Here is a 23454-nt window from a genome sequence, read left to right as displayed (position 1 = left end):
ACTTGATCTACAGCTTGATTTCCGTGCCCAGGCGCTGCAGGAACTGGCCCAGCCACGCAGGATGCGCAGGCCAGGCGGGCGCGGTGACGAAGTTGCCGTCGGTGACAGCCTGGTCGACAGGAATGTCGGCATAATTGGCGCCGGCCAGTTTGACTTCCGGCGCGCAAGCCGGATAGGCCGAGATGGTCTTGCCGCGGATGACATCGGCCGCCGCCAGCAACTGCGCGCCGTGGCAAACGGCGGCGATCGGCTTGTTCGCGGCGGCGAACTGCTGCACGATCTCGATCACGCGCGGATTGAGCCGCAGGTATTCCGGCGCACGGCCGCCGGCGATCATCAGCCCATCGTAATTGGCCACGTCGACATCGGCGAAGTTGGCGTTGAGCGCGAACAGGTGGCCCGGTTTTTCCGTGTAGGTCTGGTCGCCCTCGAAGTCATGAATGGCTGTCTTGATGGTGTCGCCCGCCCGCTTGTCGGGGCACACCGCGTGCACCGCATGGCCCACCATTTGCAGCGCCTGGAATGGCACCATGGTTTCGTAGTCTTCTGCAAAGTCGCCCGTCAGAAACAGTATTTTCTTAGCCGCCACGGTATATCCTTTCAAGAAATGAAAAACAAAAAAAGGGCCGTGACGTCGCCGTCACGGCCCTTCGATAGTACCCTTGTTCGGGTTGGCGTGCTTACGCCGCCGCTTTGGCCAGCACGGTGCGGATGGTGCCCGCCAGCTCTTCGGCCGAGAACTTGGCCACGTAAGCATCCGCGCCCACGCCCTTGACGTGGTCTTCGTTGGTCTTGCCCGACAACGAGGAATGGATCACGACCGGGATCTTGGCAAAGCGCGCATCCTGCTTGACCAGGCGGGTCAGCGTGAAGCCGTCCATCTCCGGCATTTCCAGGTCGGTCAGGATCATGGCCACGCGGTCGGTGATCGGCACGCCTTCGGCTTTGGCGCCGTCGGAAATGTGCTGCAGGCGATCCCATGCTTCCTTGCCGGACTTGGTCATGATGAAGTGCACCCCCATCGCTTCCAGGCCCTTCTCGATCAGGTTGCGGGCGACCACGGAGTCGTCCGCCGCCAGGATCACCGCGCCCGGCTTGAGGATGACTTTCGGGCCGATGGTTTCAGGATCGACGTCCTTGCCTTCGGACGGCACCAGCTCGCGCAGGATGGTTTCCACGTCCAGCACCTGCGCCAGGCGGGTGTTCTGCACGTCGCCGTCGACGCGGGCGATACTGGTGACCTTGCCGCCGGCGGTGCCTTCGGCGGTCAGCACCTGGCTCCAGTCCAGGCGCACGATTTCATCCACCGATTCCACGGCGAACGCCTGGGTGGTGCGCGCGAACTCGGTGACCAACATGATATTCAGACCGGTTTTTGGGGTCACACCGACGATGCCTGGCAAATCCAGCACCGTGATGATTTGTCCGCGCAGATTGACGACGCCCAGCATATGTGGCGGGGATCCGGCCACTGCGGTCACTTCGGGCATCGCGACGATTTCGCGGATTTTGAAGACGTTAATACCGAACAACTCGGAATGTTCGCCGTTGGCGTCGGCGCCAAGGCGGAACAGTAGCAGTTCGAATTTATTGGAGTTGGTCAGGTTACTGCGCTCATCAACTTCCTGCTGAACTGATTTCATAGATTTCGTCTCCGTCGGTGGTAGCTTCGTAGCAAGTATAGCGGCTGCCACTGCCCCCGTCACACTTTGGGCGCAGAGATATTGTTTTGCAGCACGAGATACAACGGTTGCCGGACGTGCGGACGTAAAAAAAGGAAGCCCGCAGGCTTCCTTTCAATGTGCTACCGAATTCTGGAGCGGGAGAAGAGTCTCGAACTCTCGACCTCAACCTTGGCAAGGTTGCGCTCTACCAACTGAGCTACTCCCGCAGAAGACGAAATTATGACAGAAAGATTTCCACTTTACTAGTGCTCAGCTTCAACTTTTTACAAAACCATCGATAGTGTAAGCTGGCAAACATTTCGCAATGATGAAGGAATGGGTATGGATTCGATCGAAGTCGTGCTGGTGATGCTGCTGGCGGTGGTGGCCAGCGCCTACCTCACCCGCTTCCTGCCGCGCGCGGTGCCGCTGCCGCTGGTGCAGATCGCGCTCGGCGCGCTGATCGCCGCCAAGTCCACCCGTGGCGTCGACCTGGAGCCGGACCTGTTCTTCCTGGTGTTCCTGCCGCCGCTGCTGTTCCTCGATGGCTGGCGCATCCCCAAGAGCGGCCTGCTGCGCGACAAGGGCACCATCCTGGAGCTGGCGCTGGGGCTGGTGATCTTCACCGTCATCGGCGCCGGCTTCCTGATCCACTGGCTGATCCCCGCCATGCCGCTGCCGGTCGCGTTCGCGCTGGCCGCCATCATCTCACCCACCGATCCGATCGCCGTCAGCGCCATCGCCGCCACCACGCCCATCCCCAAGCGCCTGATGCACATCCTGGAGGGCGAATCGCTGCTGAACGACGCTTCCGGCCTGGTGTGCTTCCGCTTCGCCGTGGCCGCCGCGCTGACCGGCGCGTTTTCGGTCAGCACCGCCGGCCTCACCTTCCTCTGGCTGGTGGTGGCCGGCATCGGCGCCGGCGTCGCGGTGACCATGCTGGTGACGCGCGCGCAATACTGGCTGAGCTGCCGCTACGGCGAGCCGACCGGCTCGCCCATCCTGGTCAGCCTGCTGCTGCCGTTCGGCGCCTACCTGGTGGCGGAGCGCCTGCACGCTTCCGGCATCCTGGCGGCGGTGGCGGCCGGCATCACCATGAGCTACGCGGAGCTGGGCGGCCACACCTTGGCCAACACGCGCATCCAGCGCTCGGCCGTGTGGGACACGGTGCAGTTCGCGCTGAACGGCATCATGTTCGTGCTGCTGGGCGAACAGCTGCCGGACATCTTCCGCGGCGCCAGCGCCACCATCGAGGAGAGCGGCCATCTGAATCCGTGGTGGCTGGCGGTGTATGCGGTGGCCATCAACGTCGGCCTGCTGGTGCTGCGCATGCTGTGGGTGTGGGCTTCGCTGCGGCTGACCATCTACAAGCAGAAGATGCGCAACCAGCCGCGCATGAAGATCAATCCGCGCCTGCTGCTGGCGACCACGCTGGCCGGCGCGCGCGGCGCCATCACGCTGGCGGGCGTGCTGACGCTGCCGCTGGCCATGCCCGACGGCACGCCCTTCCCGGCGCGCGCGCTGACCATCTTCCTGGCCTGCTCGGTGATCCTGATCTCGCTGCTGACGGCCAGCCTGGGCCTGCCGCGCCTGCTGGCCGGCATGACCTTCCCGGCCTCGCCGGAGGAACAGCAGGAGGAAGACCTGGCGCGGCGCGCGGCGGCCAACGCCGCCATCGCCGCCGTCGAGCAGACGCAGATCGCCTTGATGGAGGCCGATTCCTGCGTCGACCCGGAGGTGTATCCGCAAGCGGCGGCGCGCATCATCGCCTTCTACCAGCACAAGCTGCGCGAAGTCGATCCCGGCAACGACGCCGCCTGGCGCAAGACCGACCACGCCGAGAAGGAACTGCGGCTGGCGGCGATGGAGGCGGAGCGGCACGCCGTCTACGAGCTGGCGCGGCACGACCACATCTCCGACGAGATCTCGCGCAAGCTGGTGCGCGAGATCGACCTGATGGAAGCGCGCTACCGCTAGTCTTTTCAGCTCATTGACGTATTGATAAGAATCGGTAATCATCTGGGCCATGCTACCGAAGCGCACACAAATCACCATCGCCGCCGCCTGGATCCTGTTCTGGCTGCTGATGAACGTCACCGCCGTTCAGGAATACCTGCGCGACCATGAGCACGGTGTGTGGAAGCCGATCGTGTGGGAGAGCTCGTCCGCGCTGACCGGCACCCTGCTGCTGCTGGCCCAGCGCCATTTCACGCGCAGGTATGACCACCTGCTGGCGCAGCCGCTGCGCTGGTTCGCGCGCCAACTGGTGTGGCTGCCGATCTACTGGGTGCTGTTCGTCCCCATCGCTTTCGGCATCCGCGCCGGCGTGTACGCGCTGGCCGGCGAAACCTACGAGCACCTGCCGTGGCCACAAACCTTTATGTACGAAGATGTGAAGATGACGGTGTTCTTCAGCATCTTCGCCACCATCATGTTCGGCGTGCTGTCCTACCACGCGATGCAGAACGAGAAGCTGCGGGTCGAGCGGGTCAACGCCTCGCTGCGCGAAGCGCAGCTGCTGCGGCTTACCCAGCAGATGCAGCCGCACTTCCTGTTCAACGCCCTCAACACCATCTCCTCGCTGATGCACAGCGACGTAGCGCGCGCCGACGCCATGCTGATCCAGCTGGCCGACGTGCTGCGCGCCACGCTCGACGTCAGCGAGCAGCACCAGGTCACGCTGGAGATGGAGCTGCGCCTGCTGCGCGGCTACGCGGCCCTGATGAGCGAACGGTTTTCCGACCGCGTGCACATCGAATGGCAGATCGACGAGGCGCTGCTGGGCTGCCAGGTGCCGGTGATGAGCATGCAGCCACTGCTGGAGAACATCTTCAAGCACACCGTCGAACGGCGCCGCCAGGCCACCGGCATCACCATCTCGGTCAGCCGCGAGCAAGGCGCGATGCTGCTGCGGCTGGACGACGATGGCGGCATGCTGCCAGCCGCCGACGCGCGGCCGGGCGGCGGCATCGGCGTGCGCAATCTGCGCGAGCGGCTGGCGGCCTTGTACGGCGCCGGCGCCTCCTTCGATTTGATCCAGCTCTCGCCGGCCGGCGTGCGGGCGGAAATGCGATTGCCATGCGCGTCCTGATCGTCGACGACGAGCGCCCCGCGCGCGACAAGCTGCGCCGCCTGCTGGAGCAGGAGCCGGACATCAGCGCCATCGACGAAGCCCGCGACGGCGTCGACGCGCTGGAACGCCTGCCCGGCTTCGCGCCCGACCTGCTGCTGCTCGACATCCAGATGCCGGAGATCACCGGCCTGGAAGTGGCCGCCTCGCTGCCGGCGCCGGCGCCGCTGGTGGTGTTCGTCACCGCCTACGACGAATACGCGATCCGCGCCTTCGACGCCAACGCCATCGACTACCTGCTCAAACCCTACGACCAGCAGCGCCTGCAGCGCGCCCTCCAGCGCGTGCGCGAACGCCTCGCCCAGCAGCGCGCCGCCCTGACCGTCCAGCCCATGCCGCCAACGCTCACCGACGAACCTGTCCATACCACAGCCCCTATCAAGTCGCATCCGCTGCCCGCCATCAGCCAGTTGCTGATCCCGGAACGGGGCGGCACCCGTATCGTCCGCGTCGAACACATCCAGTGGATAGAAACGGCCGACAACTACGTCGTGCTGCACACGGCCGACGGCCAGCCGCTGATGCGCCAGACCCTGGCCGGCCTGGTCGACAAGCTCGGCCCGCGCTTCCAGCGCTGCCACCGGCGCGCCGCCGTGCAGCTGGACTGGATCGCCAGCGTGCAGCATCTCGACAAGGGCGACGGCGAACTGGTGCTGCGCAGCGGCGTGCGCGTGCCCTGCTCGCGTCAGTACCGGGCCGAAGTGATGGAGCGCCTGCAGGCGCCGCCGTAGCCTATCCGTGCGCCGGAGCGGCCGCCGTCCTGTTAACCTGTCCGTCTCTCACCAGACCAGGAGACAGCCATGCACAGCATCCAGAAGATCACCCCCTTCCTGTGGTTCGCGGGGCAAGCGGAGGAAGCGGCCGAGTTCTACGTCGGCATCTTCCGCAATTCCAAGATCTGCAATATCGTCCGCTACACCGAGGCCGGCCGGGAGCAGCACGGCCAGCAGCCCGGCAGCGTCATGATCGTCACCGTGAAACTGGACGGGCAGGAGTTCACGCTGCTGAACGGCGGCCCGGCCTTCCAGTTCACGCCGGCGGTGTCGTTCGTGGTCAACTGCGAAAGCCAGGAAGAAATCGACCACTTCTGGAACCAGCTGTCCGAGGGCGGCGCGCCGGAGGCCAGGCAATGCGGCTGGCTGGCCGACAAATACGGCCTGTCCTGGCAGGTGGTGCCGACGGCCTTGCCGGCCATGCTGATGGATGCCGACCCGGAGAAAGCCGGGCGCGTCATGGCGGCGCTGATGGGCATGAAACGCATCGACCTCGCGGCGCTGAAGAAGGCCTACGCCGGGCAATAATCAAGCCGAAAAACCGGCTCGCCCCGGCCGCATCCCGGTTCGCCCCAGCGCGCTGGACGCCGGCGGCGGGGCCTCGCTAGACTGGCTTCATTCAACCAGGAGCCAGTCCTATGAACACCACCGAGAACAACCGCCTGTACTTCCTCGACTGGATACGCATCTTCGCGTTCTTCGTCCTGATCTTCTACCACACCGGCATGTATTACGTAAGCTGGGGCTGGCACGTCAAGAGCCCGTACGCCAGCGACGCCATCGAACCGCTGATGATGCTGTCCTCGCCATGGCGGCTTGGCCTGCTGTTCATGATCTCCGGCGTCGCCACCGCCTTCATGCTGCAGAAAATCCGCGTCGGCGCCCTGCTCAGGCAGCGCAGCTGGCGCCTGCTGGTGCCGCTGGTGTTCGGCATGCTGGTGATCGTGCCGCCCCAGCCGTATTTTGAAGTGATCGAAAAACTCAACTACGCCGGCAGCTACGCCGACTTCATGCGCCTGTACGTCAGCGGCTACCACGGTTTCTGCAAGGACGGCGGCTGCCTCGACCTGCCAACCTGGAACCATCTGTGGTTCGTGATCTACCTGTGGGCCTACACGATGGTGATCGGCGCCGTGGCCGCGCTGGCCGGCGCCGAGCGCCTGCGCTCATGGTCCGCCACGCTGGGCCGCCAGCTGACCGGCTGGAAGATCATCGCGCTGCCGGTGCTGGTGCTGTTCGTGGCCCGCTATGCGCTGGTCGAGTCCTTCCCCGAAACCCACGCGCTGGTCAACGACTGGTACAACCACGCCCACTACTTCTTCCTGTTCGTGATGGGTGTGATGCTGGCGCTGCAAAAAGGTTTCTGGGCCAATGTGGACAAGCTGCGCTGGACCAGCCTGGGTCTGTGGCTGTTCAGCTGGGCGGTGGTGGTGTGCCTGAACGGCATGCCGGAACCGGTGGCCAACCTGCCCATCATCGCGCAACTGAAGCCGCTGCTGCGCATGATCGTCTGCCTCGGTCAATGGGCGCCGATCATGGCGATCTGCGGCTTCGGCCATCGCCACCTGGCCTTCGACAGCGCCAAGCGCCGCTACCTGACCGAAGCCGTGTTCCCGGTCTACATCGTGCACCAGACGCTGATCGTCAGCATGGCGCACTGGCTCAAGCCGGTGAAGCTGGCGCCCGGCATCGAAGGCGTGGTGCTGATCGTGCTGACCTTCGCCATCAGCTTCGGCGTGTTCGAAGTGGTGCGCCGCATCGCCGTGCTGCGCCCACTGTTCGGCCTCGGTCGCGCTACTTCACAAGCGTCAGCGTATGCGCCGCAGGTCCCGGCAGCAGCGGCGAGTCCCGCCCGCTGAGCCAATCGCTGCGGCCATCCAGGAAGTACGGCGACAAGGGATGGCCGCTCTGCCCACCCGGCATGTTGAAGACGCCCTGCTCCTCATGGCCCGGCGACACCGTCAGCCGCTCGGACTGGCCGAAGGCCGGCCCCGCCACGCGCGGCATGTGCTGGTCGCCCGACATCATGTCCGGCGCCACTTTAAGGTATTTGCCCAGCACCGGCACCAGCGCCGCGAACGGATGCGCGCTGGCCGCCGTATTGCGATCGCCCCAGGTGGCCTTGGCCAGCGGCTTGCCGTCCTTGGTCAGGTCGGCGATCACGCGGTCCAGCGCCGCCAGCTGCAAGGCCTGCCAGCTGGCGTACTGCGGCGGCAACCAGGCGGCCGGCTGCTGATCCAGCACGCGCGCCACCACCACCGGCCAGCGCGACGTCACCGCGGCCATGTTCGATTTGGCGTCGACCTTCGCCATTTCCTCGTTGGCGCTTTCGAACAGGATGTCGTACAGCGCGTACATATAGGCGCGCGTGATGCGGTAGCCTACCGAGTCCACACTGGCCTTGCCGGTCCAGCTGTCCTTCAGCATCTTCAGCGCCTCGGCGCGCTCGGCATGGCCTTCGACGGCCTTGCCGTCCAGCGCGGCGATGGCGCGGTCACGCCAGGCGCTCATGAAGACGGCGCGGTCGTCCAGCGTGATGGCGTAGACTTTTTTCACATCGGTCTTGGCGCCAAGCGCGGTCAGGTCGTCGCGCACCTGGTGGGTGCGCGCACCGAGATCGAAGCCACCGTCGCCCAGCAGCTCGGCGCCGGCGTTGGCCAGCTGGCGGCTATTGGCGGTGGCCAGCTGGCCGCCTGCCGGGTTGACGACCTTGGGATATTCCTCCGGCTTGAGCCAGCCGGTCCAGACGCCGGCCTGGTCGTCCGCCGACAGCGGATAGGTGGCGGCCACGCCGGCAGGCGCGCGGCGCGGAAGCGCACCGGCGATGGTCCAGCCGATATTGCCCTTGTCGTCGCCGCCGACAAAATTCTGCGCCGGGATGCCCATCGTCGGCGCGATCGCCAGCGCCTGGTCCAGCGTGTCGGCGAACTCCAGGTTCTTGGCGTTGACGTTGACGGCGGCCGCCGTGTGCGCGACCCAGTGGATGGCGTAGCTGCGGCCCATGGCCTCGCGGATCGGACCGAGGCTGGTCTCGCGCACGGCCAGTTTGGCGGCCGGCTCGCCTTTGATTAATATCGTTTCCTCATGCAGTGCCGGGGTCTCCCAGCCGGCTTGGGTGCGCACCTGGCCAGGCTTGGCCGGGTCGGTGTCGAGCGCGATCAGGTCGAGATAGTCGCCATAGCTGTTGGTGAAGCCCCAGGCTACATGGCCGTTACTGCCGACCACCACCACCGGCGCGCCCGGCAGCGTCACGCCGACCACGCGGCGCTGGCCGCCTTTCCCGTCGGGGAACTGCAAGGCCGCGCGGTACCAGATCGCCGGCAATTGTATGCCGAGGTGCATATCGTCCGACACGATGGCGCCGCCGGTGTCGCTGCGGGCGCCGGCCACGGCCCAGTTGTTGCTGCCCACCGTGTTGAGGAATTCCGCCGCCGCCACCTTGGGATCGGTGTGCGACTTTTCTCCGCTCGCCTTCGGCTTGCCCCACCATGCGGGCGGCGTGGCCGGGATTGCGATGTCCGCCGCTGCGATGGTTGGCGCGTCGAGCGGCGCATCCCACTGCGTCGATTCCGGCGCAAGGAAGGCGCGCTGCTCGTCCGTCGCATGGTCGCGGAACCAGCCGCGCGCCAGTTCGCGCGGTTCCTGGCTGCCCTGCAGGTCGAAGTACATGGCCCAGATCACCAGCAGCGAATCGGCCGCCGACCAGGCGCGCGGCGGCATGCCGATCAGCGCATACTCGAATGGCTTGGCGCGCAGCTTATCGAGGCCCGCATTGACGCCGGCCACGTAGCGGTCCAGCAGTGCGCGGTCGGCCGGCGGCATGGCCGCCAGCGCCAGTTCGGCGCGGGCACGGAAGCGGTGCAGGCGATGGGATTTATCCAGCGGCAGCGCGCGCGCGCCGAACAGTTCGGACAATTCGCCGGACGATACGCGGCGCAGCAAATCCATCTGGAAGTAGCGCTCTTGCGCGTGGACGAAACCCGTGGCGTAGGCCACGTCCAGCCGGCTGCCGCCGCTGATGACCGGCACGCCGTGTTCATCGCGCGCCACGCTGGCGCCGGTCTCCAGCCCCGCCGCCGGCACCGTGCCCTCCAACTGCGCCAGGCTGCCGCGCAAATACATCCAGGCCGCCGCGATGGCCAGCCCGATCAACACCACCAGTCCGATTACGACACGCTTGGACCACACCGCCAGCCTGTTTTTTTGCATAAAATCCCCACGATTGATTAAATTGCCATGTTGGGGATAGTGCCAGAGAACGGGCCGCTCAGGCAATCAGCTGCTTGATGTCAGAGCTTCAGCTCCCAGGTTTCGTTGACCATGTCCTGGCCGAAGGCGTGCACCGGCTCCTCGGCCACCAGCACATAACCCTTGCCGCGGTAGATCTGGCGGGCTTCCTTTTGCTGGTCCGTGGTCCACAGGCGCATGGTGCGGTAGCCGGCGGCGCGCGCGTAGCGATGGCATTCGTCCACCAGCCGCGAACCGAGGCCGTAGCCGCGCGCCTGCTCTTCCACCAGCAGCAGCCGCAGCTTGCCCACGCCCGCCTCGCCGCTGCGCGCCAGCGCGATCGAACCGACCGGCTGGCCCGCCATCTCGGCGATCCAGCATTGCTCCTGCGCCGGATCGAAGTTACGCGCGAAGTCGGCGCAGATCTCGCCGACCAGCGTTTCGAAGCTGTCGTCCCAGCCCTGCTCCGCCGTGTACAGCGCGCCGTGGCGGCGGGTGATCCACTCCATGTCGCCGGGACGGAAGGTGCGCAGCACGAAGGGCTGGGCGTATTTCAGGCCACTGCCGGCGTCCAGCAGCTGCTGGATGGTGTGCATCGCATCGAGCATGCGCAGCTGGTCGGCCTCGCCGAAGCGGCCCAACAGATCGCCGATTTCATCGCGCGAGCGGCGCTCCAGCGGCTCGTAGACGGCGCGCCCCTGCGCCGTCAGGTGCAGCAGCTTGGAGCGGCCATCGGTGGCCGACGGCACCTTGGACACCAGCCCCGCGCTCTCGAACTTGGCCAGGATGCGGCTCAGGTAACCGCGATCCAGGCCAAGATCGCGGCCCAGCACCGCCGCCGGCTGGTCACCGTGCTGGGCCAGCTCGTACAGCACGCGCATCTCGGTCAGTGTGTATTCGCTGTGCAGCAGGCCCTCGCGCAGCACGCCGATCTGGCGCGTGAAGAAGCGGTTGAAAGAACGGACCGCCGCGACGCGGTCATCAAAAACAGGGACAGACATACGACCTCCGGCTGGAACATAAGCCGATTTTGCAACAGATTGTTGACTCAGTCAACATTAAATCCCGCAACGGGCGTAGCGGTGCTAGAGTCACAACAACCCTACTTCCCGCCCCGATGCCCATGCAAGCAGCCCCGATCCCCGACAACGATGCCGAGCGTCTGGCGGCATTGCGCGAACTACTGATACTGGACACGCCGCCGGAAGAGCGCTTCGACAAGGTGGTGCAGTTCGCCGCCGAGGAATTCGACATGCCGATCGCTCTGCTGTCGCTGATCGACGAAAACCGCCAGTGGTTCAAGGCCAACGTGGGACTGGATGTATGCGAGACCGCGCGCGACATTTCCTTCTGCGGCCACGCGATCCTGCAATCGGACATCTTCGTCATCCCCGACGCCCGCGCCGATGCGCGCTTTGCCGACAATCCCATCGTCACCGGCGAGCCGCATGTGATCTTCTACGCCGGCGCTCCGCTGTCCATGCCGTCCGGCTTCACCATCGGCACCTTGTGCCTGATCGACCACAAGCCGCGCACGCTGGATGCGACCGAACTGGCGATCCTGACGACGCTGCGCGACTTGCTGCTCGAAGAACTCAGCCAAAGTCCGGAGGCGCCACATGCCTGAGAATGCGATCAAGAACCTGAACATGCTGCTGGTGGAGGAGCAAACGCTGTTGCGCCGGACCGTCGCGCTGACGGCGCGCACACTGGGACTGGGAACCATCCATGAAGCGGCCAGCATGGAAGCGGCTGAACGCCTGCTGCGCGAGCACAGCTTCCACGGCGCGGTGATCTCGATCGACTGCGGCTTGCTGCCAGGCTGCACCTACAACCTGACCTTGCTGGACCGGATGCGCAACGGCATGTACGCCAGCGACAGCGACATCCCTATCGCCGTGATGGCGGAACACGCCACCGCCCAGCTGCTGAGCGACCTGCGGGAACGCCACATCAGCCGTGTGATCCTCAAACCGTTCCGCGCCAAAGTGTTGCTGGACGCCTTCGCCAGCTTCGAGCAGCCGGCGCCGCACAAGACTTAGAACATTTCTTTCGCCACTTCGCGCACGGCCTTCAACAGCAGGCCGGCGCCCGGCGACATGATGTGGCCATCGACCGTGATGATGCCATAGGCGTCCATGCGGCATGGCAGCTCGATCGGCAGGATGTTGAGCACATTCTGCGATTCGTAGTACTTGGCGACGGCGATCGGCATGACGTTGAGCGCGTCCGTCTGCTGCAACAGCGGTTTAATCAACAGCACAGCGGTGGTATCGACCACGTTGACCGGCACTTCGAGGCCGGCGCGGCGGAACATCAATTCGCAGCGGGCGCGCAGGATGCTGCCTTGCGGCGGCAGGATCCACGGCTGGCTGGCGATATCGCGCAGCGACAGGTTGCGCGCCTTCAGCAGCGGATGGCCGGGACGCACCACCGCGCATGCCGGTTCGTCGCCCAGTTCCTCGTAGCTCAAGCCCTCTGCGCTCTGGCGCTCGGGGATGCGGCCGATCATGAAGTCCAGCCGGCCGCGCTGCAACTGCTCCAGCAGGATATTGGACTGCTCCATCTCCACGCCGATGCGCAGCTTGGGCGCCTGCAGCTTGGTGCGCGTGATCGCCTGCGGCAGCAGCGCGATCCCCGGTGTCATGATGGTGCCGATGTCCACCTGCCCGGACAGGCCGGCCTTGATGGCGACGATGTCCTCGTGCGCCAGCGAGAGGCTGGTCAGCGCCATGCGGGCGTGGCGTATCATCGTTTCGCCGTAGATGGTCGGCTCCATGCCGCGCGGCAGGCGATCGAACAGCTGCACGCCCAGCATCTCCTCCAGGTCCTTCAGCTGCTTGGAGGCGGCCGGCTGCGTCATGTGCAGTTCTTCGGAGGCGCGGTGGATATTGCGTTGTTCATCGAGCGCGATCAGCAGCAGCAGCTGGCGCGTTTTGAGACGCGCGCGCAAGAACCAGTTCGGGTTAGTTTCCATGGAAAAATGATATCACAATCGGTATTGATGTTAATGGCATACCGACTGTTGCGGTATCACTTGCACGCCACGGAAGGATTGGCGGCGGGGCCTTCCTTGGTCTGCTTGATGAACGGGATGGTGCCGTCGGCGTTGTACTGGAACTCCTCCAGCGCGACCGAGCGGCGGTATTCGCTACCACCCGGCAGCTTGGCGTTGTGGTAGAAGATGTAGGACTTGCCGTTGAAATCGATGATGGCCTGGTGTATGGTCTTGACCTTGGCGTTCTTCGACATGATCACGCCGCGATACTGCCACGGGCCGGTCGCGCTCGGGCCGGTCATGTACGCCGTCTCTTCCGGGAAGTTGCGGGAATAGGATAAATAGTATGTGCCGTTATGCTTGTGCAGGTAGGACGCTTCGGTGAACATGTCCATGCCGACGGTTTGGATCGGGCCGTCGAATTCGATCATGTTTGGTTTCAGCTTGGCGTACTTCAGCACCGTGTTGCCCCAGTAGAGATAGGCCTGGCCATCGTCGTCCTGGAAGATGGCCGGATCGATGTCATCCCAGGCGATCGGCGTTTGCAGCGTCATGTCGTTGCTGACCAGCGCCGAACCGCGGGCATCGACGAACGGGCCGGTCGGGCTGTCGGAGACGGCGACGCCGATGGCGTGGCCGGGGATGGTCGCGTGATCGACGGTCGAATAGAAGTAGTACTTGCCATCGCGCTTGGTGATGTCGGCGGCCCAGGCGTGGCCCTTGGCCCATTTGAAGGTGGATGCCTGCACCGGCGAACCACGGTCGGTCCAGTTCTTCATGTCGCAGCTGGTGTAGACGCGCCACTCGTTCATCACGTAGTCCGGGCTTTTCGGCGTGGCTTCGTCGTGGCCGACGTAGAGGTAGACGGTGCCGTTTTCCACGTACGCCGACGGATCGGCCGTGAACAGCTTGGGGAACAGCGGGTTGGCCGCCTGCGCGGCGCTCAGCGCCAGGCCCGCCACGGCAACAGCCACGAATTTAGTCAGCTTGATTTTCAAAGGTCTCTCCGGTTATTTTTTATGTTTTGCGCCCAGCGCCATCAGGCGCTGCACCACGCAGAAGACGAACAGCAGGCCGCCGATCACGATCTTGGTCCACCAGGAGCTGAGGGTGCCGTCGAAGGCGATCAGCGTTTGTATGGTGCCCAGCACCAGCACGCCCGACAGCGAGCCGGCCACGTAGCCATAACCGCCGCTCAGCAAGGTGCCGCCGATGACCACCGCAGCGATGGCGTCCAGCTCCGTACCCTGCGCGTGCAGGCCGTAGCCGGACAGCATGTAGAACGAGAACAGCACGCCGGCCAGCGCGGCGCAGAAGCCGCTGAAGGCGTAGATCAGCACCTTGGTGCGCCCTACCCTCAAGCCCATCATCAACGCCGATTGCTCGTTGCCGCCGACCGCATAGATGGCGCGGCCGAACGGCGTGCAGTGCGCGACGTAAATCGCCGCGGCCAAGGTCAGTATCGCGATCAGCGCTCCAGGCGAAATGAAGCCACCCAGTATCGGCAACTGGGTCTGCGACATGGCGACGTACAGCGGATCGTCGATGGTAATCGAGTTAATGCTGATCAGGTAGCACAGGCCGCGCGCCAGGAACATGCCGGCCAGCGTGACGATGAACGGTTGCAGCTTGAAGTAGTGGATCATCGCGCCCATCGCCGCGCCGAAGCCCGCGCCCAGCGCCAGTGCGATCACGATCACCAGCAGCGGCGGCAGGTGCCAGCTTTGCAGCAGCCAGGCGGAGATCATCGTCGTCAGCGCCAGCACCGACCCCACCGACAGGTCGATGCCGCCGGAGAGGATGACGAAGCTCATGCCGACCGCGATCACCAGCAGGAAGGCGTTGTCGATCAGGAGATTGAACAGCACCTGCAAGGACAGGAAGCCGGGATAGGCCACGCCGCCCGCCGCCAGCAGGACGATCAGCAGCAGCACCGTGACCAGCGACGTGAAATACGGCGACGCCATCCAGGCGCGCCCGCGAAGTATCATGGTGCTCATGCTGCGCCACCTTTAGTCCGGGCGCGGAAGGCGCGCCACATGTTCTTGAATTCCGCCGACTGCGACAGGCATACCAGGAAGACCACCACCGACTTGACGACCATGTTGATTTCCGGCGGCAGGCCGAGGGAGTAGATGGTGTAGGTCAGCGTCTGGATGATCAGCGCGCCAATCACGCTGCCGGCCAGGCTGAATTTACCTCCCGCCAGCGAGGTGCCGCCCAGCGTGACGGCCAGGATAGCGTCCAGCTCCAGCAGCAGGCCGGCGTTGTTGGCGTCCGCGCTCTTGATGTTCGCGCTGATCATCAGGCCAGCCAGGCCGGCGCAGGCGCTGCAAAACACATAGACGAAGAAGATCAGCACAGCAGTCTTCAAGCCCGCCAGCCGCGCCGCGACAGGATTGATGCCGACCGCCTGGATGAACAGGCCCAGCGCTGTCTTGCGCATCAACAGCGCGGTGACCAGGAATACCGCACCGACGATGTAGAGCGAGAACGGTAATCCGAACAGGTAGCCGCTGCCGAGGAAGAAGAATGGCTTGTAGTAGACGGTGACGATCTGGCCGTCCGTGAACAGCTGCGCCAGGCCTCGCCCGGCCACCATCAGGATCAACGTGGCGACGATGGGTTGCAGGCCAAGGCCGGCCACCAGCAGGCCGTTCCAGGCGCCGCACAGCAGCGCCGCGCCCATGGCTGCGCACAAGGCCCAGACCATCGGCGTGTTGGCGACGTATTCGGGTACGCCGTTCTGCATCACCATCGTGCCGCCGATGAGCATCGCGGCGACGGTGCCGCTGATGGCGACCACGGCGCCGACCGAGATGTCGATGCCGCGCGTGGCAATTACCAGCGTCATGCCGAGGGCTGCCAGCACCAGCGGCGCGGCGCGGTTGGCGATGTCGATCAAACTGCCGTACAGATGGCCGTCCTTGATCTCCAGATGGAAGAAGCCGGGAACCAGCAGCAAGTCCACCAGCAGCAGCAAGAGCAGCGCGGCCAGCGGGCGGAATAAGGGATGGCGCACAAACATGGATACAGTCGATGGTGAGGTTGAGCCGGCATTCGGCACAGCCGTAGCAGCAGCGGGGCGTGGCACGGCGATTTCGTTCAACGGGCTATTCATGGACGTCTCCTGCGGCGATCACTTGCAGCACCGAGCTCTCGTCCAGCGCGCCGCGCGGGTACTCGCCGCCGGCTTTGCGGTCGCGCATGACGACGATACGGTCGCTCACGCGCAGCACTTCCGGCAGCTCGGACGAAATGAACAGGATCGCCATGCCCTTGCGGCACAGGGCGGTCACATAGTCCATGATCTCCTGTTTGGCGCGCACGTCGATGCCGCGCGTGGGCTCGTCCAGGATCAGCATCTTCGGCTCGGTGGCCAGCCAGCGCGCCAACAGCACCTTCTGCTGATTGCCGCCGGAGAGCGTGCCGATAGGCGTTTCGATACTCGCCGTCTTGATGCCCAGCGCCTTGACGTATTCCTCCGCCAGTTGCTGCTGACGCTTGAGCGGAATCGCGCGCAGGATGCCGGTGCGGGCCTGCAGCGCCAGGATCAGATTCTCACGCACGGACAGCTCAAGCACAGCACCTTCATGCTTGCGGTCCTCGGAGCAGAAGCCGATGCCGGCGGCGATGGCGTCGCGCGGCGAGGCGAAGCTGCACGCCTTGCCGTCAACGACGATGTCGCCGCTGTCCGCCTTGTCCGCCCCAAACAGCAAGCGCGCCGCCTCGGTGCGGCCGGATCCCAGCAGGCCGGCCAGGCCTAGCAGCTCGCCCTGGCGCAATTCGATATCCATCGGCGACAAGGCACCCTTGCGGCCCAAGCCGGTCGCGCGCAGGAAGGTCGCCAGTTTCGACGGCGCAGCAGGTGCGGCTGGCGCGGCTGAGCCCTCGCTGACCGCAACCGCAGCGGCGCCGACCATCTTGTTGACCAGATCAAACCGCGACAACTCGCTGCACGCGTACTCGCCTTCCCGTTCGCCATTGCGCATGACGGTGATGCGATCCGAAATCGCATAGGTCTGGTCCAGGAAGTGCGTCACAAACAGTATCGCCATGCCCTGCTCGCGCAGGCCACGCAATACGCTGAATAACAGCTCCACTTCCTTCTCGTCGAGACTGGATGTCGGCTCATCGAGTATCAGCACCTTGGCCGATACCAGCAAGGCGCGCGAGATCGCCACCATCTGCTGGATCGCCAGCGGATAGCGCGCCAGCGGCAGCGATACATCGATCCGTATCTGCATCCGCTCGAGCAGCTCCACCGCCTGCCGCTGCATGCCGGCCCAGTCGATGCCGCCGCGCTTGCGCGGATAACGGCCGATGAAGATATTCTCCGCCACCGACAAATTCGGGCAAAGATTCACTTCCTGATAAACAGTGCTGATGCCAAGGTTCTGCGCTTCCAGCGTGGATGCAGGCTGTATCGCCCGTCCCTCCAGCAGGATCTGGCCCTGGTCCGGCGCATACACGCCGGTCAGCACTTTGATCAGGGTCGATTTGCCGGCGCCGTTCTGGCCCATCAGCGTATGCACCTCGCCCGGATACAGGTTCAACGCCACACCGCTCAAGGCCTGCACACCGGGGAATGCCTTGCTGATGCCGCGCAGCTCCAGCACCGGAGCAGGCGCGGAAGTTAAGATAGCCATTGGATTAGTATTTACGGTTCGGGAATTCCTTGGCCGCGACTTCGGCCGGGAACACGCCTTCTTGAGTAACGACGCGCTTCGGCACCGGCTTACCGGCCACCACATCGCGCGCCAGCTGCATCAACTGTGGACCCAGCAGCGGGCTGCATTCCACGGTCACGTTCAGCTTCCCGGCGATCATCGCCTCGAAAGCGCCCTTGACGCCGTCGATGGAAATCACGACGATGTCCTTGCCCGGTTTGAGGCCCGCTTCCTCGATGGCCTGGATCGCGCCGATCGCCATGTCGTCGTTATGCGCGTACAGCACATTGATCTTCTTGCCCTCGGCCTTGAGGAAAGCCTCCATCACTTCCTTGCCCTTGGCGCGGGTGAAGTCGCCGGTCTGTGAGCGGATAACCTTCAGCTTCGGATTACCGGCAATGACTTCCTCGAAGCCTTTCTTGCGGTCCAGCGCGGGGGCAGAACCGACGGTGCCTTGCAGCTCAACGATATTGATAACGGTATCGGGCGTCTTCTTCGCGCGCTCCAGCAGCCAGCGGCCGGCGCGGCGACCTTCCTCGACGAAGTCCGACCCGATAAAGGTGGCGTACAGCGAAGGATCGCTGACGTTGACGGCGCGGTCGGTCAGGATGACGGGGATCTTGGCGGCCTTGGCTTCGCGCAGCACGGTGTCCCAGCCCGATTCCACCACCGGCGAAAACGCGATCAGGTCCACGCGCTGGGCGATGAAGGAGCGGATCGCCTTCACCTGGTTTTCCTGCTTCTGCTGGGCGTCGGCGAATTTGAGGGTGATGCCGTCCTTCTTGGCCGCGTCCTTGATCGACACGGTGTTCGCGGTGCGCCATTCGCTCTCGGCGCCGACCTGCGAGAACCCGATCACCAGCGGCTTGGCCGCGAAGACCGGGGCGTTGAAGGTAAAGGCGGCGAGGAATGCGGCGGCCAGCACGGTTCTGCGATTGCATGTCATAGCGAAGTCTCCAGATGGATTTTTGTGTATTTTCTGGATCACATACTATGAGAAACGAGAATATCTATCCAATGACATTTTCTGGCAGTTCGATACCAATTTTGATATCAACGCAACAAGCGCAAACCATACAAACCACCGGCCATCGAGCCTTTGCGGGCGACAAACTTGACCACCAGTTTTCCGCCAACCGCCATTACGGGCGGGATGGCGTAGTCCTTGGTATAGATCTCCTGCGGCGCCGCCGCGTCCAGCGCCACCTCGGCCAGCAGCTGGCCGTTGACAAAGATGTCGAAACGGCGGCCGGCATCCAGCGTCGAATAAGTCAGCCTGAGGGTCTTCGCTTCGCCCTTCTTGTCGGTCAGGTCGTAGCTGAACCAGCCGCTCGCATGCCGCCAGTGCAGGCCTTTGTTGATGCCGGCGTCGGCGCCCTCGCCTTTGAAGAAGTGATCGGATTCCGGCTGCTGCTCGCCCGGCGCCACCTGGTCGATGGTCTGGGCGTCCAGCGCCAGGCGCGCAGCCTCGTCCTGGGCGGCCTCGGACTGCATGAAGGCCAGGTTGGCCGGCGTCGAATACGGCCAATAGACCACGTAGCGCGAGTCGTGCAGACGGAAGAACGGGATGAATGTCACGCTGCCGACATTCTTTCCCTGCACCAGACCCGGCGCCGTGAACGTCAGCGGCTTGCCCGGCACGGGCTTGAAACGGTCCATGAAGGCCTTGGTGTCGCTGACCAGCATCGGTGCGGATTCCAACGGGCAGACCTGTCCCTGTGCTACATGGCCCATGCGCGAATCGTCGGCGAAGAAGTTCAGCTTCTCGCCGGCGAAGGGGTTGGTTTTCGCCGCCATTACGATGGGGCCGTGCAGCACCGCATAGTAGTTGGATTTGTCCGGCATCTGCTCCAGATGGGTTTTCATCGGCAGCAGGATCTCGACCTTGTCGCCGTCCCGCCATTCGCGGCGCAGGCTGACGTAGCGGTCCGCCTCCGCATCGGCCGTCACCGGTTTGCCGTTGATCGTGATACGCAAGGCGCCTCGTGCCACCCATTCGGGATAACGGATCTTCATCGTGAACGCCTTGCTGCCCTTGACCACAATCGTGCTGCGGTCCTCGTCCGGGAAGCGGTTGGCCTGCGTGATGCTTATGCCTTGTTCGCGCCAGTTCAGCGTCGAAGGGATGAAGAGGTTCACGAAGAGCTGGTCGCCGCGATGGGCGTAGATGAATTCTCCGTACTTGGCGTGACTCTCGATGCCGGAGCCTACGCAGCACCACATGGCCTTGTCCACCTGGGAGTAGACGCGATAATGATTGGGCCGCATCGGCGTGAAGTAGACGAAGCCGCCGCTGTCCGGCCGCTGCGAAGACAGGATATGGTTGTACAGCGCGCGCTCGTAGTAGTCGCCGTAGCTGCCCTTGGCGTCGCCCAGGAACAGCAGCTCGGTGAGCTTGAGCATATTGTAGGTGTTGCAGGTCTCCGGGCCTTCGACTTCATCGACCATCGAAGAGAAGTCCTTATCGTCGTGGAAGTGCTCCTTGACGCTGTTGCCGCCGATGGCGACGGTGCGGTGATCGTGCACGGTCTGCCAGAAGAATTGTGCGGCCTGCTGCCAGTCGCGACGGCCGGTGATGTCGCCGATGCGCTTGAATCCGATCACCTTGGGAATCTGCGTATTCGCGTGCAGGCCGGTGAGCTGGTCCTTGCCTTCTTCCAGCGGCCGCAGGATGGCCTGGTGGGAGAAGCGGATCGCCAGGTCCATGTATTTTTTCTGCCCCGTCATCTGGGCGACATCGGCCAGTACTTCATTCATGCCGCCGTGTTCACTGCGCAGCATGGACTGCATCTGCTCCTCGCTCAGGTGCGAGGTCAATTCCAGCGCCCAGTCGGACATGGCGATCAGCATGGCGCGGGCGTCGGCGTTGCCGGCGTAGGTGTAGGCATCGCGCAGGCCCGCATACACCTTGTGCAGGTTATACCAAGGGACCCACTTGCCGTTGACGGAGAAATTGTCGGCATGGAGTTCGCCCTTGGCGATGGCTTGCCATGCGGCGCTGCCGTCCGGGATGCCGCCGATGTAGCCGTTGCCGTTGCGTTCCTGGCAGCGCTTGAGCTCCGCCACGAAGTAGTTCAGGCGGCGGAGAATTTCGTCGTCGCCGGTGGACGCGTACATCAGCGCCAGCGCGGACAGATAGTGGCCGCCAAGGTGGCCGTCCAGGCCGGACGCTTCCCAATTGCCGTAGCTGGGCTGCTTCAGCGGCAGGCCGGCTTCGCGCAGGAACGGCGCTAGCAGGCGGTCGGGCTCCATCTCAAGCAGGTAATGGAGGTCCGTCCGCTGGGCTTCCAGGAAGGGGCTGTCGCCAAGGCGAACATCGCCGAGAGGGAACAGCTGCAACGGAGCGGCCGTAGCCGATGCGCACAGCATGACGGCGGCGATCAACGCCGCCTTCAGGGCTCCCTTCATGGCGATGGAAGCTGGTTGCTGCGGTACCGGTTCAGGTCCGCCTGGTCCACCACCGGCCAGCCGCTGGCATCCCACTTCATTTCCATGATCTTCAGCTTTTGCAGGTAGTTGTCCGCCGTCTCGTAGGCGTGCAGCACCAGGTAGTCCTTGCCGTCGATGGTGTAGGCGCTGTTGTGGCCCAGGCCTTTCCAATCCTTGTCGCCGGCGATGACAGTGGAGCCGCCGCCCTTCATCATGTCGACGCCATTCTTGTCCACATAAGGACCAGCGACCTCCCTGGACCGGCCGACAACAACGTGGTAGGTGCTGTCGCCCTTGCGGCAGCAAAGCCCGAACGACGCGAACAGATAGTAGTAATCGCCCTTCTTGTAGACAAACGGCGCCTCGATTTCATCCGGCCCCGCCGACTTCTCCGCCACCGACGGCCCGCGCGAACGGCTGGCGATCGCATGCCATTCCTGCGGCTCCGCGAGTCCGGTCCAATCCGCATTCAGCTTGACCAGTTTCAGGCCGCTCCAGAATGAGCCGAACGCCATCCACGCACCACCCTTGCCGTCTTCAACGATGTTCGGGTCGATGGCGTTCCAGTCGTCGCGCAGCGGCACCGATTGCAGCACCATGCCCTTGTCTTCCCAGCGGTAGTCCGGCGAGCGGGGATTGAGCGTCTTGTTGACCGTGACGCCGATACCCGATGTGTTCTTGCCGAAGCCCGAAACGGAATAGTACAAATAGTATTGACCGTTATGGAAGTGCACATCCGGCGCCCAGATATGGCCGTCGAAGGTCGGTGCGGCGCGCTTGGCCCACACCGGCTGCTCCTTGAAGACGCGGCCTTCCGGCGTCCAGTCCTTCATGTTTTTGGAGCTGTAGAAGGTGATGCCCGGCCCGGTGCTGAATACATACCAGGTATCGCCCTCCTTCGCCATCACCGGATCGTGGACGCTGACTTCCTTGGCTGAGCAAGCCGACAGCGCCAACAGGCCCAATGCAAATATCGCTGACTTCATCCTAGCTCCCTGTGCGCGCGCCCCAGATCGACACGCCATCCACCGACTGCGCGGTCCACGTCACCACGAAGGCACTGGCGTTGGTATTCCATTGGCGCGACAGAACGCCGTTGAAGGTTCCGGTAGCACCCAGCGAAATCGTGATCTTGTTGGCGCCATTATGCTTCCAAGTGCCGGTGGCGGCGCCGGAAACCGTGCCGTCGGCCGCCAGCTTGATATTCTGCGAAGCCTTGATTGCCGCCGTGATGTCCTTGCCGTGATTGATCATCTTGTACGTGCCGGCGGCATCGGCGGCGGTCACCTCGGCCGACAGCGCCGTCGCGTTCTTGCTGAGCGGAGCATAGCGGAACGGCGACACGACGATCCAGCCGTCTTCGTTGATGAACATCTCGTGCACGCGGATCTGATGGAACTCTCCGGTGCCGGGGAAGCGCGTGTGGAACACCAGGAAGTACTGGCCCGTCGCCGCTTCATAATATGCGGAGTTGTGGCCTGCCGATACGTAGCCCAGCGGCGTGCCGGTCTCGCCGTCCGCCAGCGCGAACTGGTGGTTCCCCATGATCTTCTGTCCGAACGGTGCGATGCTGGCGTCGTCGAACAGCGGTAGCGCGGGATTGGCCTTGACGTTCGCCATGTCGTTACCCTTGGCGTCCACGTAGGGACCGTCCGGATTCAGTGAGCGCGCCACGCGCATGTTGTAGGCGCCGTTTGCATCCAGTCCGCCGAAGGACGTGAACAGGTAGTAGTACTTCGACTGTGGGCTGTACATCACATACGCACCCTCGATGCGGCTGTGATTCCCGCCCATCAGGTGCTTGCCGTAGCCCTGTCCAGGCTTCTGCAAACCGGTAACTGGATCCATCGCCAGGATGAAGATGCCGCCGGAGTAGGAGCCGTAGATCATCCACAGCTTGCCGTCCTTGTCGAAGAAGGTGTTCGGGTCGACCACGTTCGGCATCGTCAGCGCATCGTAGACGTTGACGCCGTCCTCGCTGACCTGGCCCCACATGCCGGATTTGAGCATGAGCTGCTTGTTGACGTATGGGCCTTCGATCTTGTCCGCCACGGCCACGCCCAGCGCCGAACGGGGCGAGTCGCCCTTGCAGGCGTTGTAGTAGAAGTAGAACTTGCCGTCGCCGAGCTTGACCACGTCCGGGGCCCACAGATCCGTCACCTGCGCCCAGGTGAAGGTGTCCGCCAGTGAGGTGACGACGTTGTTGAACAGTGGATTGGCGGCGTTGACGCCGTCCGCGATCTTGGTCCAGTTCATCAGGTCCGTCGATTTGGCGGCGGCCAGGTGCGAGCCGAATACGTAGTACGTGCCGTCTACCTTGATCACGGCCGGGTCGTGTACCGATGCATCGCCAAACGTGATGGTGGTCGGCGACGGCGTTGGAGTCGGAGTCGGAGTCGGAGTCGGAGTCGGAGTTGGTGTAGGTGTAGGCGTCGGCGCTGGCGTCGGCACCGGCGTGACCGGATTGGAGCTTCCACCGCCACCACCGCAGCCTGCCAGCAGCAGTGCTACGCCGCCGGCGATGGCCTTGCGGCGCGAGATCGAGATATCGTGTTCACTCATG

20 protein-coding genes and 1 tRNA gene are annotated in these 23454 nt (G+C 64.1%); 7 read left to right on the top strand and 14 right to left on the bottom strand.

Features of this window, described 5'->3' with window-relative positions; all coding sequences use genetic code 11:
• Nucleotides 1-7: 7 nt before the first annotated feature.
• The 3 genes from RUGAMON1_RS03195 to RUGAMON1_RS03185 all read right to left on the bottom strand — a co-directional run bounded on the left by RUGAMON1_RS03195 (nt 8) and on the right by RUGAMON1_RS03185 (nt 1891).
• The gene (locus RUGAMON1_RS03195; protein ID WP_445229127.1) at nt 8-589 is read right to left on the bottom strand and encodes a DJ-1/PfpI family protein; all 582 of its coding nucleotides are present in this window, start codon (nt 587-589) and stop codon (nt 8-10) included.
• 91 nt (nt 590-680) lie between these two features.
• Entirely contained in the window at nt 681-1643 is a 963-nt protein-coding gene (locus RUGAMON1_RS03190; protein WP_217940419.1) for a chemotaxis protein, read from the bottom strand.
• Between the two features lie 172 nt (nt 1644-1815).
• Nucleotides 1816-1891: transfer RNA gene (locus tag RUGAMON1_RS03185), tRNA-Gly, on the bottom strand.
• A gap of 115 nt (nt 1892-2006) precedes the next feature.
• Here RUGAMON1_RS03185 and RUGAMON1_RS03180 point away from each other — a divergent pair.
• The 5 genes from RUGAMON1_RS03180 (at nt 2007) to RUGAMON1_RS03160 (ending at nt 7426) form a co-directional block, all read left to right on the top strand.
• Complete coding sequence (locus RUGAMON1_RS03180; protein ID WP_445229126.1) at nt 2007-3641, top strand: Na+/H+ antiporter; 1635 nt, start codon at nt 2007-2009, stop codon at nt 3639-3641.
• 49 nt (nt 3642-3690) lie between these two features.
• Nucleotides 3691-4755 carry a sensor histidine kinase gene (locus RUGAMON1_RS03175; RefSeq protein WP_445229125.1) on the top strand — a complete coding sequence of 355 codons (1065 nt, stop codon included), beginning with the start codon at nt 3691-3693 and terminating at the stop codon, nt 4753-4755.
• Nucleotides 4743-5525 carry a LytR/AlgR family response regulator transcription factor gene (locus RUGAMON1_RS03170; RefSeq protein WP_445229124.1) on the top strand — a complete coding sequence of 261 codons (783 nt, stop codon included), beginning with the start codon at nt 4743-4745 and terminating at the stop codon, nt 5523-5525. Before RUGAMON1_RS03175 ends, RUGAMON1_RS03170 begins: the two co-directional genes overlap by 13 nt.
• A gap of 69 nt (nt 5526-5594) precedes the next feature.
• Nucleotides 5595-6095 (top strand): VOC family protein, encoded by a 501-nt coding sequence (locus tag RUGAMON1_RS03165; protein ID WP_445229123.1) that lies wholly within the window; start codon nt 5595-5597, stop codon nt 6093-6095.
• Between the two features lie 110 nt (nt 6096-6205).
• Nucleotides 6206-7426, top strand: coding sequence for an acyltransferase family protein (locus RUGAMON1_RS03160; protein WP_445229122.1), 1221 nt, complete (start codon nt 6206-6208; stop codon nt 7424-7426).
• Here the strand turns inward: RUGAMON1_RS03160 and RUGAMON1_RS03155 are convergent.
• Complete coding sequence (locus tag RUGAMON1_RS03155; RefSeq protein WP_445229121.1) at nt 7362-9776, bottom strand: penicillin acylase family protein; 2415 nt, start codon at nt 9774-9776, stop codon at nt 7362-7364. The two genes, RUGAMON1_RS03160 and RUGAMON1_RS03155, sit on opposite strands and share 65 nt — an antisense overlap.
• Nucleotides 9777-9856: 80 nt before the next feature.
• Nucleotides 9857-10795, bottom strand: a complete 939-nt coding sequence (locus RUGAMON1_RS03150) for a bifunctional helix-turn-helix transcriptional regulator/GNAT family N-acetyltransferase (protein ID WP_445229120.1) — start codon at nt 10793-10795, stop codon at nt 9857-9859.
• A gap of 122 nt (nt 10796-10917) precedes the next feature.
• Here RUGAMON1_RS03150 and RUGAMON1_RS03145 point away from each other — a divergent pair, with 122 nt between their 5' ends.
• The gene (locus tag RUGAMON1_RS03145) at nt 10918-11421 is read left to right on the top strand and encodes a GAF domain-containing protein (protein WP_445229119.1); all 504 of its coding nucleotides are present in this window, start codon (nt 10918-10920) and stop codon (nt 11419-11421) included.
• Nucleotides 11414-11836: a DNA-binding transcriptional response regulator gene (locus RUGAMON1_RS03140; RefSeq protein ID WP_445229118.1), complete on the top strand. Its 423-nt coding sequence runs from the start codon at nt 11414-11416 to the stop codon at nt 11834-11836. The genes RUGAMON1_RS03145 and RUGAMON1_RS03140 overlap by 8 nt, the downstream gene beginning before the upstream one ends.
• On the opposite strand, the gene RUGAMON1_RS03135 is transcribed toward RUGAMON1_RS03140, so the two are convergent.
• The 9 genes from RUGAMON1_RS03135 to RUGAMON1_RS03095 all read right to left on the bottom strand — a co-directional run bounded on the left by RUGAMON1_RS03135 (nt 11833) and on the right by RUGAMON1_RS03095 (nt 23453).
• The gene (locus tag RUGAMON1_RS03135) at nt 11833-12771 is read right to left on the bottom strand and encodes a LysR family transcriptional regulator (RefSeq protein WP_445229117.1); all 939 of its coding nucleotides are present in this window, start codon (nt 12769-12771) and stop codon (nt 11833-11835) included. The two genes, RUGAMON1_RS03140 and RUGAMON1_RS03135, sit on opposite strands and share 4 nt — an antisense overlap.
• A 56-nt stretch (nt 12772-12827) precedes the next feature.
• A complete protein-coding gene (locus RUGAMON1_RS03130) occupies nt 12828-13790 on the bottom strand; it encodes a glycoside hydrolase family 43 protein (RefSeq protein ID WP_445229116.1) in 963 nt (320 codons plus the stop codon).
• A gap of 12 nt (nt 13791-13802) precedes the next feature.
• Nucleotides 13803-14792: a galactofuranose ABC transporter, permease protein YjfF gene (yjfF, locus tag RUGAMON1_RS03125; RefSeq protein ID WP_445229115.1), complete on the bottom strand. Its 990-nt coding sequence runs from the start codon at nt 14790-14792 to the stop codon at nt 13803-13805.
• Nucleotides 14789-15820, bottom strand: a complete 1032-nt coding sequence (locus tag RUGAMON1_RS03120; RefSeq protein ID WP_445229252.1) for an ABC transporter permease — start codon at nt 15818-15820, stop codon at nt 14789-14791. The genes yjfF and RUGAMON1_RS03120 overlap by 4 nt, the downstream gene beginning before the upstream one ends.
• Nucleotides 15821-15905: 85 nt before the next feature.
• Nucleotides 15906-17441, bottom strand: coding sequence for a sugar ABC transporter ATP-binding protein (locus RUGAMON1_RS03115; protein ID WP_445229114.1), 1536 nt, complete (start codon nt 17439-17441; stop codon nt 15906-15908).
• 4 nt (nt 17442-17445) lie between these two features.
• On the bottom strand, nt 17446-18408 hold the full coding sequence (locus tag RUGAMON1_RS03110; protein ID WP_445229113.1) for an ABC transporter substrate-binding protein: 963 nt from the start codon (nt 18406-18408) through the stop codon (nt 17446-17448).
• A gap of 107 nt (nt 18409-18515) precedes the next feature.
• Nucleotides 18516-20870 (bottom strand): beta-L-arabinofuranosidase domain-containing protein, encoded by a 2355-nt coding sequence (locus tag RUGAMON1_RS03105; protein ID WP_445229112.1) that lies wholly within the window; start codon nt 20868-20870, stop codon nt 18516-18518.
• Nucleotides 20867-21877: an arabinan endo-1,5-alpha-L-arabinosidase gene (locus RUGAMON1_RS03100; protein ID WP_445229111.1), complete on the bottom strand. Its 1011-nt coding sequence runs from the start codon at nt 21875-21877 to the stop codon at nt 20867-20869. Before RUGAMON1_RS03100 ends, RUGAMON1_RS03105 begins: the two co-directional genes overlap by 4 nt.
• Nucleotide 21878: 1 nt before the next feature.
• Nucleotides 21879-23453, bottom strand: coding sequence for a glycoside hydrolase family 43 protein (locus tag RUGAMON1_RS03095; RefSeq protein ID WP_445229110.1), 1575 nt, complete (start codon nt 23451-23453; stop codon nt 21879-21881).
• Nucleotide 23454: the final 1 nt, after the last annotated feature.

The organism is Duganella rhizosphaerae, assembly GCF_040364205.1.
GTDB classification, from domain to species: Bacteria; Pseudomonadota; Gammaproteobacteria; order Burkholderiales; family Burkholderiaceae_D; genus Rugamonas; species Rugamonas rhizosphaerae.
This window is presented reverse-complemented; position numbering and strand designations above follow the sequence as displayed.